General features: G+C 66.0%; 14 protein-coding genes. 5 read left to right on the top strand and 9 right to left on the bottom strand.

Annotated features, from left to right (window positions below; genetic code table 11):
* Positions 1-133 precede the first annotated feature (133 nt).
* Positions 134-1,345, top strand: coding sequence for a type III PLP-dependent enzyme (locus CA833_RS13920; protein ID WP_142634405.1), 1,212 nt, complete (start codon positions 134-136; stop codon positions 1,343-1,345).
* A gap of 75 nt (positions 1,346-1,420) precedes the next feature.
* Here CA833_RS13920 and CA833_RS13925 read toward each other — a convergent pair whose 3' ends face one another.
* From CA833_RS13925 to murI, 4 genes are all read right to left on the bottom strand, one after another.
* Positions 1,421-2,524 (bottom strand): NADH:flavin oxidoreductase/NADH oxidase, encoded by a 1,104-nt coding sequence (locus CA833_RS13925; protein WP_207078358.1) that lies wholly within the window; start codon positions 2,522-2,524, stop codon positions 1,421-1,423.
* Positions 2,525-2,683: 159 nt separating this feature from the next.
* Positions 2,684-3,898 carry a 5-aminolevulinate synthase gene (gene hemA, locus CA833_RS13930; RefSeq protein WP_142634401.1) on the bottom strand — a complete coding sequence of 405 codons (1,215 nt, stop codon included), beginning with the start codon at positions 3,896-3,898 and terminating at the stop codon, positions 2,684-2,686.
* Positions 3,899-4,071: 173 nt separating this feature from the next.
* Complete coding sequence (locus CA833_RS13935) at positions 4,072-4,887, bottom strand: hypothetical protein (protein WP_207078359.1); 816 nt, start codon at positions 4,885-4,887, stop codon at positions 4,072-4,074.
* The gene (gene murI / locus CA833_RS13940) at positions 4,884-5,717 is read right to left on the bottom strand and encodes a glutamate racemase (protein ID WP_142634397.1); all 834 of its coding nucleotides are present in this window, start codon (positions 5,715-5,717) and stop codon (positions 4,884-4,886) included. Before murI ends, CA833_RS13935 begins: the two co-directional genes overlap by 4 nt.
* A 109-nt stretch (positions 5,718-5,826) precedes the next feature.
* Between murI and plsY the strand changes: the two genes are divergently transcribed.
* The 4 genes from plsY (at position 5,827) to CA833_RS13960 (ending at position 10,518) form a co-directional block, all read left to right on the top strand.
* Positions 5,827-6,414: a glycerol-3-phosphate 1-O-acyltransferase PlsY gene (plsY, locus tag CA833_RS13945; RefSeq protein ID WP_207078360.1), complete on the top strand. Its 588-nt coding sequence runs from the start codon at positions 5,827-5,829 to the stop codon at positions 6,412-6,414.
* Positions 6,411-7,529 (top strand): DNA-processing protein DprA, encoded by a 1,119-nt coding sequence (gene dprA, locus CA833_RS13950; RefSeq protein WP_207078361.1) that lies wholly within the window; start codon positions 6,411-6,413, stop codon positions 7,527-7,529. The genes plsY and dprA overlap by 4 nt, the downstream gene beginning before the upstream one ends.
* Before the next feature lie 182 nt (positions 7,530-7,711).
* On the top strand, positions 7,712-10,342 hold the full coding sequence (gene topA, locus CA833_RS13955; RefSeq protein WP_207078362.1) for a type I DNA topoisomerase: 2,631 nt from the start codon (positions 7,712-7,714) through the stop codon (positions 10,340-10,342).
* Positions 10,339-10,518 (top strand): hypothetical protein, encoded by a 180-nt coding sequence (locus CA833_RS13960; protein ID WP_142634389.1) that lies wholly within the window; start codon positions 10,339-10,341, stop codon positions 10,516-10,518. The genes topA and CA833_RS13960 overlap by 4 nt, the downstream gene beginning before the upstream one ends.
* On the opposite strand, the gene CA833_RS13965 is transcribed toward CA833_RS13960, so the two are convergent.
* The 5 genes from CA833_RS13965 to lepB all read right to left on the bottom strand — a co-directional run bounded on the left by CA833_RS13965 (position 10,519) and on the right by lepB (position 15,783).
* The gene (locus tag CA833_RS13965; RefSeq protein ID WP_242526114.1) at positions 10,519-12,048 is read right to left on the bottom strand and encodes a hypothetical protein; all 1,530 of its coding nucleotides are present in this window, start codon (positions 12,046-12,048) and stop codon (positions 10,519-10,521) included. It lies immediately after the preceding gene.
* Positions 12,049-12,305: 257 nt separating this feature from the next.
* The gene (locus CA833_RS13970) at positions 12,306-13,355 is read right to left on the bottom strand and encodes an SGNH/GDSL hydrolase family protein (RefSeq protein ID WP_142634387.1); all 1,050 of its coding nucleotides are present in this window, start codon (positions 13,353-13,355) and stop codon (positions 12,306-12,308) included.
* Complete coding sequence (gene era / locus CA833_RS13975; RefSeq protein WP_142634385.1) at positions 13,355-14,248, bottom strand: GTPase Era; 894 nt, start codon at positions 14,246-14,248, stop codon at positions 13,355-13,357. The genes CA833_RS13970 and era overlap by 1 nt, the downstream gene beginning before the upstream one ends.
* The gene (rnc, locus tag CA833_RS13980; protein ID WP_142634383.1) at positions 14,245-14,913 is read right to left on the bottom strand and encodes a ribonuclease III; all 669 of its coding nucleotides are present in this window, start codon (positions 14,911-14,913) and stop codon (positions 14,245-14,247) included. The genes era and rnc overlap by 4 nt, the downstream gene beginning before the upstream one ends.
* Complete coding sequence (gene lepB / locus CA833_RS13985; protein WP_142634381.1) at positions 14,914-15,783, bottom strand: signal peptidase I; 870 nt, start codon at positions 15,781-15,783, stop codon at positions 14,914-14,916.
* Between the last annotated feature and the right edge of the window lie 143 nt (positions 15,784-15,926).

The following is a 15,926-nucleotide window of genomic DNA, read 5'->3' on the forward strand; positions in this document are numbered from 1 at the left end:
TTTTCATGAAGGCCGGATTTTTTCACTTGCGATTCATCGGCCCCGCCCTATATCCGGCCCCTCGCTGCCCCATGGGGACTTCCAAACCGCAAGGCAGCTTTGTCGCTAACAATCCGTTTGGGGGTCCCTTGAGTTGCTCGAACATCTTGATGCATCGGTCGTAGCGCACACCCTCGCGCCTGACGAACCCGTTATTCTCAATCGCCCGCACGCGGCTGCGCGCGCTGCCCGTTTCTTCGCCACGAAGTTTCCGGGCAAGTCGCTCTATGCGGTGAAGGCGAACCCCTCGCCGGATCTCATCCAGATCCTGTGGGACAATGGGATCACGCATTTCGACGTTGCCTCGATCGGTGAAGTCCGCATGGTCCGCCAGACCCTGCCGGATGCGACCCTGTGCTTCATGCACCCGGTCAAGACCGCAAGCGCGATCCGCGAAGCCTATTTCGAGCATGGCGTTCGCACTTTCAGCCTCGATACCATCGAGGAAGTCGAGAAGATCCTCGAAGCGACCACCGACGCCGAAGGCAATGAAGCGACTGACCTGCGTCTCTGCGTGCGTCTGCGTGTCAGCTCCGAATATTCGGAACTGAGCCTCGCCTCGAAGTTCGGTATCGATCTGGCCGACGCCGGCCCGCTGCTGCAGGCGACCCGTCAGGTTGCCGACTGGCTGGGCGTGTGCTTCCACGTCGGTTCGCAGGCGATGACGCCTTTTGCCTATGTGCAGGCGCTGGAGCGTGCGCGTGCGGCGATTGCCGATGCGGGCGTGGTCATCGACATGATCGACGTCGGTGGTGGCTTCCCCTCGGTCTATCCGGGCATGGAACCGCCGCCGCTGGAAGACTTCTTCCAGGTCATCCACCGCCACTTCGAAGCGATGCCGATCGCGTACAACGCCGAACTGTGGTGCGAGCCGGGCCGTGCGCTCTCCGCCGAATACAGCTCGATGATCGTCAAGGTCGAGAAGCGTCGCGGTGACGAGCTTTACATCAACGAGGGCGCCTATGGCGCGCTCTACGATGCGGCACACGTGGCATGGCGCTTCCCGGTGAAGTGCATCGCGCGTGACGGTCAGCGTTCGGAGGACCTTCAGGAGTTCTCGTTCTACGGTCCGACCTGCGACGATGCCGATTTCATGGAAGGCCCGTTCCTGCTTCCCGCCGACATCAAGGCCGGCGACTGGATCGAAGTGGGTATGCTGGGCGCCTATGGCGCGGCGATGCGCACGGCGTTCAACGGCTTCGGAACCGGCGATGTGGTGACCGTGTCGGACGAACCGATGGCGAGCCTTTACACGGGCGAGCGCAAGGATCCGCGCGTTTCGGACAACGTCGTCTCGCTGCGCTGATCGTTCGCCGATAGAAACACAAAAAGAGCCCCCCGGTCAGCGATGACCGGGGGGCTCTTTTTTTGTTGTTGGTGGTCAGCCGGCGGTGAAAAGATCCTTCAGGGCACGCGGTTGGCAGCGCAGGAACTGCGGCGATGTCTTTATCTGCGCACCGAGGGCGGCGGCGGCATGCCAGGGCCAGCGCGGATCGTAGAGCACGGTGCGGGCGATCGCGATCATGTCGGCATCGCCGGTGGCGACGATGGCTTCGGCCTGTTCGGGCTCGGTGATGAGGCCCACGGCGATCACCGGCATGGCCTCCACCGCTTCCTTCACCTTGCGGGCCAGAGGCACCTGGTAGTTCGGGCCGACCGGGATCTTCTGCTCGGCATGAAGGCCACCGCTGGAAACGTGGAAACCGTCGCAGCCGCGCGTTTCAAGCGCCTTGGCGAAAGCGATGGTCTGTTCGATGTCCCAGCCGCCAGGCGTCCAGTCGGTGCCCGAGACGCGCATGGTAACCGGCTTGTCCGCCGGGAAAGCGGCGCGCACGGCGTCGTAGACTTCCAGCGGGAAGCGCATGCGGTTTTCGAGGGTGCCGCCGTATTCGTCGGTACGCGTGTTCGAAAGCGGCGAGAGGAACTGGTGCAGCAGGTAGCCGTGGGCGCCGTGAATCTGGATCGCATCGATGCCCAGACGGGCGGCGCGGCGGGCGGCATCGGCGAATGCGTCGCGAATGCGGGCGAGCCCTGCCTTGTCGAGCGCCTCGGGCGCGTTCTCGTGCGCAAGGAAGGGAATGTCCGATGCGGAGACCGTCTGCCAGCCGTTCGCGTCCTCAGGGGCGATCTGGGCGCCGCCGTCCCAGGGCTTGGCGGTGCTGGCCTTGCGGCCGGCATGGGCAAGCTGGATGGCGACGGGCATATCCGACCAGCGGCGCACGGATTCGAGCACTTTGCCCATGGCCTCCTCGGTCTCGTCATCCCAAAGGCCGACGTCGGCGTAGGAGATGCGACCTTCGGGGCTGACGGCAGTCGCCTCGATGGTGAGGATGGCGGCGCCCGACTGCGACAGGTTGCCCAGATGCTGGACGTGCCAGTCGGTCATCTTGCCGTCCTCGGCGGAATATTGGCACATCGGCGCGATGACGATGCGGTTTGCGAGAGGGAGCTTGCCGAGGGAGATCGGTTCGAAAAGCTTGGCCATGCGGGTCCTTCCGGTCATGTCGTCGCAGTTGGGGGGAGAGTGCGCGCCGAACGGCGCCTGCGATGGCAGGCAACGTGGGGTGCCTTGGCCAAATGAAAAGGGCTCCGGCCTTGCGGTGGAGCCCTTCTCGAAAAAGAATATGTTGCAAGTGCGATAGCGTCAGGCCGCGAGACGCATCTCCAGCCGTTCCCAGATCTCGACCAGAGCGTCGGTCAGATCGCGCATCATCGCTTCGGTATGCGTCGGCCCGGGCGTGAAGCGCAGCCGTTCGGTGCCGCGCGGCACGGTGGGGAAATTGATCGGCTGCACATAGGCACCGTATTCGGCGAGCAGGATGTCGCTGATCTTCTTGGCCTTGACCGGATCTCCGACCATCAGTGGCACGATGTGCGTGGTGGAATTCATCACCGGCAGGCCCGCGTCGCGGAACATCTGCTTGAGCGTCGCGGCAGAGTTCTGCTGCGCCTCACGCTCCGCGCTGGAGCTCTTGAGGTGTTTCACCGAGGCCAGCACGCCTGCGACCAGCACGGGCGAGAGCGAGGTGGTGAAGATGAAGCCCGGCGCATAGCTGCGGATGCAGTCGATCACGCGCTGGTCGGCGGCGATATAGCCGCCCATGACGCCGAACGCCTTGCCCAGCGTGCCCTCGATGATGTCGATGCGGTGCGCGGCTTCGTCGCGGTCGGTAATGCCGCCGCCGCGCGGGCCGTACATGCCGACCGCGTGGACTTCGTCGATGTAGGTGAGGGCGTTGTACTTTTCTGCCAGGTCGCAGACCGCGTGGATCGGGGCGATATCGCCGTCCATCGAATAGACCGATTCGAAGGCGATCAGCTTGGGCAGGTTCGGATCGGTGGCGGCCAGCAGTTCCTCGAGGTGTTCGAGGTCGTTGTGGCGCCAGACCTTCTTGTCGCAGCCCGAATTGCGGATGCCGGCGATCATCGAGGCGTGGTTGAGCTCGTCCGAGAAGATCACGCAGCCGGGCAGGAGCTTGGCGAGTGTCGACAGCGTGGCGTCGTTCGAGACATAGCCCGACGTGAACAGCAGTGCGCCTTCCTTGCCGTGAAGGTCGGCCAGTTCGCGCTCAAGCTCGATGTGATAGTGCGTGTTGCCGCCGATGTTGCGGGTGCCGCCGGAACCGGCGCCGACGTCATGCAGCGCCTCTTCCATGGCCTCGATCACCTTGGGGTGCTGGCCCATCGAAAGATAGTCGTTCGAGCACCACACGGTGATCGGCTTGGGCCCGTTGTGGCCGGCAAAGCAGCGTGCGTTGGGATAAGCGCCCTTGTTGCGCAAGATGTCGATGAAGACCCGGTAACGGCCTTCGGAATGCAGGCGGTCGATCGCCTGATCGAAAATATGCTCGTAGTTCACCTGGGCGTTATCCTGCGCTGGCCTTAAAACGGCTTCTACTTTCTGCTGCGGGCCAATACCGTATCGCGGACGGCATGACCAGTCGCTTGTACCGGATACAGTGATCGATATCGCCTCGGGATTGGCTTGAAATAAATCGTCGCACAGGCGAATTTTTCGCATTCGAGGGGCTTTCAGCTACGGACGAACCCCCAGGGAATGACCCGGGGCGCCGCCGGGTCATGGCCGGCGACAACCTCCATCTTGGGCGCCGCGCGCTTGAGCGCATTGATCGTCATCAACCAGGAGACGATTTCGGTCCGCAGCGCCGGGTGTCCGAGGTCGGCAAAGGTGCGCGCCGGCGGGCGCGTCATTTCCCAGCTCAGCGGCACCTGGGCGACGTCGCCGGCAAACAGGAACTCGGCGCCGTTCGCCAGTTGCACGAAGACCATCCGGGGGTGGTTGGGCAGGTCGTCCTGGGGAATGACAACCACACCCGGCGCGACGGCGCGGGGGCGGCCGTCGCCAAGGTCGGGCAGCGGGGCGGCGTGGGGCGAGGAAACGGCGGGATTGCCGCGGTGGACGGGCCGGTCGAGCAGGGTGAGCCGCAGGCCGGCTTCCCTGGCCACATGGTCCACGCGCTGCTGCGCGGCGGCGTCGAAGTCGTTGACCTTGTTTTCCTCGGCCAGTTCGGCAGAGGTGCCGGCATCGATCAGGATCGGGCGCTGGCCGGGAACAACCAGTTGGTAGGCGCGCACGCCGGTGTGGATCGGGCGCAGGCCGGAGCCCGCGGCGAGCTGGTTGTACAGGGCGATGCGCGAACCGATGATCTCATGGCGGATCTGTGCGGGATGCGCGCCGGGAACGGCATTAGCAAGCTCGCGCAGCACCGCTATGTCGAGGCGCTTGGCCTGTGCATCCCGGGCGCTGGCATCGAACTGGAACCAGTAGATCGGAAGCCCGGCGAGCAGCAGCACGACGAGTATGAAGATATTGAATCTCGGCGTCAAAACAGCCCGCCCCCTATGAGTCCGTATCGTGCCAGGGTCTCGGCGTAGGATGCGGACAAATCCCTGGTTCCGGTGAATAGCGCGCGGTCGGGGCCCTGGCGAGCATATTCCTGGCCCTGCGTGAGCCGGGCGATCTGGCGGGCGATGCCGGCAGCGCCGTGAACGAAGGTTACGTCGGGGCCGAACGCTGCGCGCAGTTCCTCTTCCAGCAGCGGAAAATGCGTGCAGGCGAGCACCACCGTGTCGATGTCCGTCCCCCCCGGCATCGTGCGCAGGGCATCGGCGGCGCGGTGGATCGCGGCGGGATCGACGGCTTCGCCGCGCAGCTTGGCCTCGGCGGCTTCCACCAGTTCGGGCGCGCCATGGCGCAGCAGGCGTTTGTCGGCGGCAAATTCGTGTTCGAGCCGGTCGACATAGGCCTGGCGAATGGTCGCCTGGGTGCCGAGCAGCCCGATGGTGCCGGTGCGCGTGAGCGCGGCCGCGGGCTTGATGGCGGGCACGGTGCCGACGATCGGCACCTCGAGCACGTCACGCACCATGCCCAGCGCGATGGTCGAGGCGGTGTTGCAGGCGATGCAGACAAGGCGCGGCGCAAAACGTTCGGTCATCCGGCCGAGCAGCCCGGCGACGCGGGCGGCGATCTGCGCCTCGGTCTTGGTGCCATAGGGCAGGCCGGCGGTATCGGCGGCGTAGATGATCGGTGCATCGGGCAGCGCTTTTCGCACTTCTTCCAGCACGGACAGTCCGCCCACGCCCGAATCGAAAACCAGGATCGGGGCGGCGGGGTCGACGTCGTGCGCGGTCGACACGGCAAAATTCTCGGAAGGCATCGTTTTTCCCTGTACCTTGCACACTGTTAACCGCGCCGATGTGCAAAGGGCAATGTCGAATGCTGCAAGCCGCTTCGCCTCACCGGCATGAGCGGCTAAGAGGCATGCCATGAACTGGATTCTCGCAATTGTCCTCGGTTACGCCCTCGGCTCGGTGCCGTTCGGGCTTCTCATCACTCGGATCGCCGGGGCGGGCGACCTGCGCTCGATCGGATCGGGCAATATCGGCGCGACCAACGTGCTGCGCACCGGTCGCAAGGGTCTTGCCGCAGCAACGCTGCTGCTCGATCTGCTCAAGGGGCTCGCCGCGGTGCTGATTGCCCGGCATTTCCTGCCCGACTGGGTCTGGCTGGCGGCGCTTGGTGCCTTTGCCGGTCACTGCTTCCCGGTCTGGCTCGGCTTCAAGGGCGGCAAGGGGGTCGCCACCACGGCCGGAATCGCGCTTGGCCTCGCATGGCCGGTGGGGCTGATTTACGCGCTGACCTGGATCGGCTTGCTGCTCACCGTGCGGATCAGCTCGGTTGCGGGCATGACCGCTGCGGTGGCGGCACCGCTCGCGGCATGGGCGCTGGGCTACGGTGAAGCCGCGGGCGTGCTGGCGGTGATCGCCGCCGTGGTGCTGTTCCAGCACCGCGAGAACATTGCCCGCCTGCGCGCAGGCACCGAGCCCAGGATCGGGGGCGGCAAGAAGCCGTGAGCGGCGCCGGGGGGGAGACCGCACCGCTTTCGCAGGACGAGGCGTTTGCGCGCATCCGCTTGCTGCGTTCTCCCAATGTCGGCCCGGTCACCTACCGCCAACTGATGGCGCGCTGCGGCAGCGCGGCGGCGGCGCTGGAGGCTCTGCCGGAACTGGCCGGCCGCGCCGGACGGCGCTACACGGCGGCGCCGGAACGGGTCGTCGAGGCCGAAATCGCGCGGATCCGCAAGGCGGGCGCCAGCTACCTGTTTCACGATTCGCCGGACTATCCGCGCCTGCTTGCCCATAGTGAAGGCGCGCCGCCGATCCTGACGGTGCGCGGCAACCTCGCGATTTTTGCCAAACCCTGCGTCGCCATCGTCGGCGCGCGCAACGCCTCGGCAGGCGCGGTGCGGATCGCGCGCGAATTCGCCCAGGGGTTGGCGGAGGCCGGTCATGCCGTTGTCTCGGGGCTGGCCCGGGGCATTGACGGCGCAGCACATCAGGGCGCGCTGGCGGGCGGGGCAACGATCGGCGTGATCGCCAGCGGCATCGACGTGACTTATCCGCCGGAACATGCCGAGTTGCAGCAGCGTGTCGCCGGCGAAGGCCTGCTGGTGGCGGAACAGCCGCCCGGTACCGAACCGCTCGCCCGTCATTTCCCGACGCGCAACCGCATCATCGCCGGGCTCGCTGCCGGTACCGTGGTGGTGGAGGCGGCGCCCAAGTCGGGCTCGCTCATCACCGCAAGGCTGGCAGGCGAGATGGGACGCGAGGTCATGGCCGTGCCGGGGTCGCCGCTCGATCCGCGCTCCCGCGGATGCAACAACCTGATCCGCGACGGGGCGGTTCTGGTCCAGTCGGTGGCCGATGTGATCGAACTCCTGACCGGCTTTGACGGTACGCCGCGCTCCCGTTTTCGCGAGGAGGCGCAGGACTGGGCGTGGGCGGGCGATGCCGGTGTCGAAGTGCAGGCGGCGGGCATCGCCGGGCTGCTCACGACGGCGCCAGTCGCGGTCGACGAGCTGATCCGGCAATCGGGTGCGGGTACGGCTGCGGTGCAGTTGGAACTGCTTGAACTGGAGATTGCCGGAAGGCTGGTGCGCCACGCCGGCGGGCGTGTCAGTCTGGGATAAAAGAGCGGTTTTCCGCAGGGTTGCGGGGTATCACTATTGTTGCAGCCTGAAATGACCTTGCCATATCGGGGTGCTTGGGCCCATCGGGGTGCTTGACGAGGCGCCTCAAAGCTTCCCACCCTATGCGTGTACACACATGCGCACGCGTGGGAGCGCGCGCGTAGGGGCTATAAGAGTATCGCATGCAGCTAGTCATCGTAGAATCGCCGGCCAAGGCGAAGACCATCGAGAAGTACCTGGGCAAGGACTACAAGGTTCTGGCCAGCTACGGCCACGTCCGCGACCTGCCGCCGAAGGACGGCTCGGTCCGCCCGGACGAGGGTTTCGAGATGGATTGGGAACTCTATGGCGACAAGCAGCGCCAGGTGAAGGCCATCACCGATGCTGCCAAGGAAGCCGACCGACTGATCCTCGCGACTGACCCTGATCGCGAGGGTGAGGCGATTTCGTGGCACGTTAAGGAACTCCTGGCCAAGCGCCGAGCGCTGCCCAAGGACGTGCAGCGCGTTACCTTCAACGCCATCACCAAGGAAACCGTCACCAAGGCGATGACCCAGCCGCGCGAGCTGGATCAGGACCTGATCGACGCCTACCTTGCCCGCCGCGCGCTGGACTATCTGTTCGGCTTCACGCTTTCGCCGGTGCTCTGGCGCAAGCTGCCGGGCGCCAAGTCGGCCGGCCGCGTGCAGTCGGTGGCGCTGCGCCTGATCGTCGACCGCGAGCGTGAGATCGAGGCGTTCACGCCGCAGGAATACTGGTCGGTCACCGCGCAGATGGCGCATGACGGCACCGACTTCACCACCCGTCTGGTGACGTTCGAGGGCCAGAAGCTGGAGCGTCTGAGCATCGGCGACGAAGGCACTGCCCTGCGCGCCAAGGCCGCTGTCGAGAACGGCGCCTTCCGCGTCGAGACGGTCGAGACCAAGCCCCACCGCCGCAATCCGCAGCCGCCGTTCACCACCTCGACCTTGCAGCAGGAAGCCTCGCGCAAGCTGGGCTTCTCGGCCAGCCAGACGATGCGCGTGGCGCAGACGCTCTATGAAGCGGGCGCGATCACCTACATGCGTACCGACGGTGTGCAGATGGACCCCAGCGCCATTTCGGCGGCACGCGCGGCGATCACCGAGCGTTTCTCGGGTCACTACCTGCCCGAAAAACCGCGTCACTACGAAACCAAGGCGAAGAACGCGCAGGAAGCGCACGAGGCGATCCGCCCGACCGACTTCACCAAGGACCGCTATGGCTCGGGTGACGAGGCGCGCCTCTACGACCTGATTTTCAAGCGCGCGATGGCCAGTCAGATGGCTTCCGCCGCGCTGGAACGCACCACCGTCACCCTGCGCGACGGCACCGGCCAGCACGAGCTGCGCGCCACCGGCCAGGTGGTGAAGTTCCCCGGCTTCCTCGCAGTTTACGAGGAAGGCCAGGACAACAAGTCGGACGACGACGATTCGGGCCTGCTGCCGTTCATGAAGTCGGGCGACATGCCCGCGAAGAAGGACGTCAGCGCCGAACAGCACTTCACCCAGCCGCCGCCGCGCTATTCGGAAGCAAGCCTGGTGAAGCGCCTGGAAGAACTCGGCATCGGCCGCCCGTCGACCTATGCCGCGACGATCCAGGTCATCAAGGACCGCAACTACGTCCGCACCGAGAAGAACCGCTTCTTCGCCGAGGAATCGGGCCGTCTGCTGACCTCGTTCCTCGAACGCTTCTTCCAGCGCTACGTCGCCTACGAATTCACGGCGGGCATGGAAGACGAACTCGACGACGTTTCGGGTGGCCGTCAGGAATGGAAGGCGCTGCTTGAAGCCTTCTGGCGCGACTTCAAGCCGAAGTCGGACGAAGTGATGGAAAAGAAGCCCTCGGAAGTGACCGAGGCGCTGGACGAGTTCCTGTCCGACTACCTGTTCCCGCCCAAGGCTGATGGAAGCGATCCGCGTGTCTGCCCCAAGTGCGGGGAGGGCCGTCTCTCGCTGCGCGGCGGTCGCTATGGCGCCTTTGTCGCCTGCTCGAACTATCCGGAGTGCAAGTTCACGCGCAAGTTCGCGCAGCCCGGCGGCAGCGCCGATGGCGAGGGTGAGGACGAGGCGCTGGGCAAGGATCCCGAAACCGGGCTGGAGATCGTCCGCCGCGTCGGTCGCTTCGGTCCCTACATCCAGCTGGGTGAGGGCAAGGAAGCCAAGCGTGCGTCGATCCCCAAGGACATCGACGAGTTGACCCTGGAATGGGGCATCAAGCTGCTCAGCCTGCCGCGCACGATCGGTCCGCACCCGGAAAGCGGCAAGGACATCACCGCCAGCATCGGCCGTTATGGGCCCTATCTGGCCCATGATGGCAAGTATGCCCGCCTGCGCAACACCGCCGAAGTGTTCGAGACCGGCATGAATGCCGCCGTCTCGATGCTGGCCGATGCCGCCAATCGCGGCGGCGGCGCCCGCGCCAAGGCCGAGCCGATCAAGGTGCTGGGCGCGCATCCGACTTCGGAAGGCGAGATGAAGGTCATGGCCGGCCGCTTCGGTCCTTACGTGACCGACGGCACCACCAATGCCACGCTCCCGCGCGACCAGAAGCCGGAGGACCTGACCCCAGAGCAGGCCATCGCGCTGATCGATGCCAAGGCGGCCAAGGGCCCGGCAAAGGGCAAGAAGAAGGCGCCCGCCAAGAAGGCCCCGGCCAAGAAGGCGGCCCCCAAGAAAGCGGCCCCCAAGAATGCGGCGGAGAAGCCGGCGGCTGAAAAGAAGCCTGCCGCCAAGAAACCCGCTGCCAAGAAGGCTCCGGCCAAGAAGGCGGTGAAGAAGGAAGCGGCCGAATGAGCGACAAGATCGCCAAGCACAAGCAGCCCTGGAAGCCGGAAGAGCTTCAGAAGCTCCAGGTCCTTGCCGGAAAGGGCAAGGGCCTGAAGGAGATCGCCAAGGCTCTCAACCGCACCGAGGAATCGACCAAGGACGCCGCGCGCCAGCACGGCTTTGCCATCGCCAAGGCGCGCTGATCACCGCCTGAGGCGATAGAGCCCGTATTTGCGGGTGCCGAGAGTGACGCCAGCATAGCGCTGGTAACTCTCGGCCAGCTGCCGTCGGACGAGCGCCCGCGTTGCCAGGTTGGGCAGGTTGGGGCGGCCGGATTCGGCCACCACGACCACGCCCGGCTTGCTCGCAAACACGCGCGATACTTCCGCGGCTGGGTCCACGCCCAGCGCGCCCGCTTCGTTCATCGCATTGAGATGGCTGGGGTAGGCGTAGCGCGTCGGGATGCAGGCGTTCGTTGTGCGATAAAGCGCGCTGTCACCCTCGTAGACGTAGAGGCAGCGCCCGTGAAGTTCGCGGGCGACCTGATCGCTGGCGATTGCAAAATCCTCCGCATCGCCTTTTTCGCGCACCTGAAAGGCGGGGACCAGTACTGCGCCGATCAGGCCCAGACCGATCAGCAACTGGCCATACCAGCGCTCGCCCTTGCGGGTGCGGGCGAGTGCCGGGGCGGCGAGGATCGAAAGCGGCACCAGCACCGGGCCGAGGTAGTGGTCGTACCACGTCCCGAAAATCAAAAATCCGGCAATGGCGAAGATGGCCCAGATGCGCAGGGCCGGCAGTGCGGCAGGCGAGCCTGCGCGCACGGATGAAAGGCGATGCGGCGCCAGCAGGATGGCCAGCGCGAAGGGCGTCATCGCCAGCGTCTCCTTGGCAAGCTGGGCATAGGCATCGGCATGGTCGGTCGCGCGGCCGAAGATCGAGAGGAAGTTGGTCTGCACGAAGGCATCGAGATGGCCGGTGAGGGCATAGCCTGCCATGACCGCTGCGGTTGGCGCCAGCGCGGCCAGCAGCCATGACGCACCTGCCCCGGCAAGGCGGGGCCAGCTCCAGCCGTCAGCCCGCCCCCGCGCAAGCAGCATGAGGCCGAAGCCGATCCCTTCGAACAGCACCGTGTACTTGATCTGCATGGCGATGCCGAGCAGCAGCATCGGTACCAGTGCGCGGCGCCGGAGCAGCGGATCGTCGCGGCGCTGGCAGGCCTCGATCACCACCATCGCGGCCAGCGCCACGGGCAGGTTGTAGAACACCGGTGCCTGTCCCAGCGCGGCGTTGAACACGACTTGCCAGAGGAGATAGACAAGGCCCGCCGCCTGTGCGGCGCGGGGCGGGGCGATCCAGCGGGCCATGCGTTCGATCGCCAGCGCGGTCAGCACCGAGCAGGCGAGGCCGAGCAACTGATAGCTCAGCACGGGGTCGAAAGGCAGCAGGTAGACGCTGCGGAAGATCGCGAAGAGCCCCCAGGGCTTGCGGTCCCAGATGTCGACAAAGGGCACGGCGCCCTCGGCCATGCGCTGGCCGACCAGCAAGTAGAATTGCTCGTCGGACTGGAACGCGGGCTTGCCGAGCATGAGCAGGCGGACCGCCAGTGCCACTGGCAGGTACAGCACCGGCGACGCCATCCCGGTGCGCGCGGAGAGACCGGCCCGCGCGGACAATCCGGCGCGGAGTGAGGTTCCGGTGCGGGCGAGAAGACGCCCGGCAGCTGCGATCATGGCTGACCCTTTTTGTCCCGTGGGCCCGCAGCGTGTCCGGGCAGTGATTGCGCGCAGCGGCTTCGGGCGCGCTATGGCGCATGAAGATTGCGGTACCGAGACGCCGCCGGCGCACGGGATCCGCAGCGTGCCGCGCGGGATTTATGCCGGGTCGGAAAAAGGGTGGCCGGATCGAGCCGTGCCGTGCCGGGGCGGTTAGCCCTATCGGCCAACCTTGCCGCCATCGAGGTGGCAGCAAAGGCTGGCCGAAACGGTATTCACCGGCGGCGAGGTGCGGTGCCGCTTCCAGTGCCGCTCTTGGGAGGCGTCACCTGCGGGGCCGGTACGGGCAGGGGGACCGGGGTGGCGCCGGGGGCAGGGGGCGGGGTCACCGTCTGCGGGAAGTTCGGCTTCACCTGTTTGACGCCCGAACGGGTGAGCCACCAGGCGATGTCGTTTGCGGTGGCTTCCATGCCGGCGGAGTTGAGGTGCCACTGCAGGCCCTGCTTGCCGTCATAGCCGTCGGGCGAGCCGATCAGCCATGGCACCGCGTCGCACGGGGTGTGGGTTGCCGAGGCCTGGTTCATCTCCACCAGCAGCGCGCCGTTGGCCTGGGCGACGCGGTTGGTGATCTCGGCAAGGCGCACGCCGATCTTGCGCACGATGGCGGCGTGCTCTTCGCTGATCGGCGTATTCGCGCAGAGCTTGCCGGGTTCCGGCAGCGGCGTCAGGTACTGGACAAAGACGATGCGGGCATGGGGCGCCTGCGTGCGCACGCGCCGGGCGATCTCCATCATCTGCATCTCGTCGCGCGCGTAGTCGTAGTCGGTCGGGACCTTGACCGGGCCGCAGGCATGCGGCTTGCCGCCCGCCGCCACAGCCTGCTTCGAACGATAGGCGCAGGCGGCATTGAACAGGTTGCCGACGTAGTTGAGGTCGTTGCCGCCGATGGTCAGCGTGACCAGCCGGGTCTGCGGGGTCACCGCGTTGATCTGCGGCGGGATCTCGGACCATGGACCCAGCACATTGTCGGTCTTGGCGCCCGAACAGGAACGGTCGGTCAGCACCATGCCGAAACGTTCGGCCAGCAGCGTGGGATAGTTGCTGAGGCTCTGCCCGCAGCGCACCGGCGCACCGGTCTTTGGGGGAGGCAGCTGCGGGCCTGCGGCGAAGGACGAGCCGATGGCGACATAGCGCTGCCCGGCCAAGCTTTCCTCGACCTGGGCGGCGACATCGGCCTCGGCCGCACGGGCTTTCATGTAAGGGGTCGCGCAGCCGCCGAGCAGCAGCGCGGTGACGGCAAGTCCCGTCAGCGAGACGCGTGCCATCACTTGACCCAGTCCAGCCCGATCTCTTCGTAGATGTCGCGTGCGTCGGCCCAGTTTTCCTCGACCTTCACGTGGAGGAAGAGGTGGACCTTCTGGCCCAGCACTTCGGCCAGTTCCTTGCGCGCGGCCTCGCCGATCGCCTTGATCTTGGCGCCGCCCTTGCCCAGCACGATGGCGCGCTGGTTGTCGCGGGTGACGACGATCTGCTGGCGGATCTCCACCGATCCGTCCTTGCGCTGCTCGTAGGCCTCGGGGCGGACGGCGGCGTCGTAGGGCAGTTCCTCGTGAAGCTGCCGATAGAGCTGTTCACGCGTGATTTCGCAGGCGAGCAGGCGTTCGCTGGCGTCGGAGACCTGATCCTCGGGATAGTGCCAGGGACCTTCGGGCATGAGCCCGGCCAGGTGCGTCTTGAGTTCGGGCACACCGTCGCCGGTCAGCGCCGAGACAAAGAACACCTCGTCGAACTGGACCTTGCCGGTCAGTTCCTGGGCCAGCACCAGCAGCGGCTCCTTGGCACCGGCATCGACCTTGTTGAGCACCAGGATCTTGCGTTCCGGGCGCGCGGCAAGGGCTTCGAGCAGCGGTTCCAGCTCATGGCGGCGCTTCTTGATGGGGTCGACCACCAGCAGCACGGCATCGGCTTCCTGCGCGCCTTCCCAGGCCGCTGCGACCATCGCGCGGTCGAGGCGGCGCTTGGGCTCGAAGATGCCGGGCGTGTCCGCCAGGATGATCTGGGTTTCATCGAGCAGGGCAATGCCCATCAGCCGCGCGCGGGTGGTCTGGGCCTTGGCCGAAGTGATCGCCACCTTCTGGCCGACCAGCGCGTTGACGAGCGTTGACTTGCCCGCGTTGGGGGCGCCGATGACGGCGACGAGACCGCAATGCTGGGTCATCCGAATTTCCTCATGAATTCCTCGGCGGCCTGCGTTTCCGCATCCTGCTTGGAGTTCGCGACCGCGCGCGCCGAGCCTACGTTATGAATCGAAACCTCGACAGTGAATTTCGAGGCGTGGTCGGGGCCGGAGCGGTCGACCAGTTTGTATTCGGGCATGCGGCGGCGATTGCCGGCCGCCCATTCCTGCAATGCGGACTTGGGGTGCTTGCGCTTGCCGGCCTTGCCCTGCATCTCGCCTGCCCAGAGGCCGCGGACCATGGCCTTGCCGGCATCGAAGCCGCGTTCGATGAAGCAGGCGCCGATCAGCGCCTCCATCACGTCGCCCAGGATGTTGTCGCTGTCCTGGCCGCCGTCGTCGCGGGCCTGCTTGCCCAGACGCATGCGCGGCCCGAGGTCGATGCCGCGCGCCACTTGCGCGCAGGTCGCGCGGGCGACCAGCGCGTTGAGGCGTTGCGAAAGCCGTCCTTCGGCTTCCTCGCTGTTCTCGAAGAGCCATTCGGCGACCGAGAGCCCAAGCACCCGGTCGCCGAGGAATTCGAGACGTTCGTAATTGCGCTTTTCGCCGGTGCTGCCGTGGGTGAGCGCGGCGAGCCAGAGGGCTTCGTCGACGGGCTCCGCCCCGGAAATCCTGGCGATGAAGGCGCGGTCCTGCGCGTCAAGCACTCAGATCACGCTCCCGATGCGGCTCCAGCGCGCGGCTGTGAACCAGGTCCAGGGCAGGAACCAGTTGGCCGAGCCATCGGTCGAGAACATCATGACCGAGGCCTTGCCGACGAGGTTTTCCTGCGGAACGATGCCGATGCCCTGGCCTTCCACGGCGGGGAAGCGGCTGTCGAGCGAGTTGTCGCGATTGTCGCCCATCATGAACATCTGGCCTTCGGGCACGACATAGACGCCGGTGTCGTCCTGCGGCGTCTGGCCGAGGTCGAGCACGTTGTAGCTTTTGCCGTTGGGCAGGGTCTCGCGGTACTGCGGATAGTTGCAGACCGGGCCGCCCTTGGCGTCGGTGCCTTCGAATTCGGGCGCGTAGCAATGGGTGTTGGGGGTGACGGGCAGCACGAAATCGGGCTGCTTCACGCGGGGCACCGGCTTGCCGTTGAGCCAGACCTGCCCGCCCTTGACCTGCACTTCGTCGCCCGGAAGGCCGATGACGCGCTTGATGTAGTCGACGTCGTTGCCCGGGGGCGCCTTGAAGATGGCGACGTCGCCGCGCTCGGGCTGGCTGGCGAACACGCGGCCCGGGATCAGCGGCAGGCTGAAGGGCAGCGAGTACTTCGAGTAGCCGTAGGACCACTTGGTGGCGAACAGATAGTCGCCGTTCAGCAGGCGCGGCAGCATCGATTCGCTGGGAATGTTGAAGGGCGAGATGATGAAGCTGCGCAGCACGACCACGCCCAGAACCAGCCAGAACAGGAAAGCGATGAAGCTGTCGTCCTTCTTGGGCTGTTCTGATCGCTTGTCGCGCTGTGCCTTGTCGGCCTGCGCGGGGCTTGCGGATGACGGGGCCTGAGTGGCAGTGTCGGTTTCGCTCATGTGGCGACCCTTGTTGCGCCCGCGCGCTGCCGTCAAGCGCAATCCCGATGGAGACCCGTTTCAGGTCGACCAAAATCGTCATCTTTTCGCTGGATTGGCCCTCTAACGGTGAGGCTCCAACAATGGCACTTGGCCTTGCCCTG

This window comes from Novosphingobium sp. KA1 (genome assembly GCF_017309955.1).
Classification (GTDB): domain Bacteria; phylum Pseudomonadota; class Alphaproteobacteria; order Sphingomonadales; family Sphingomonadaceae; genus Novosphingobium.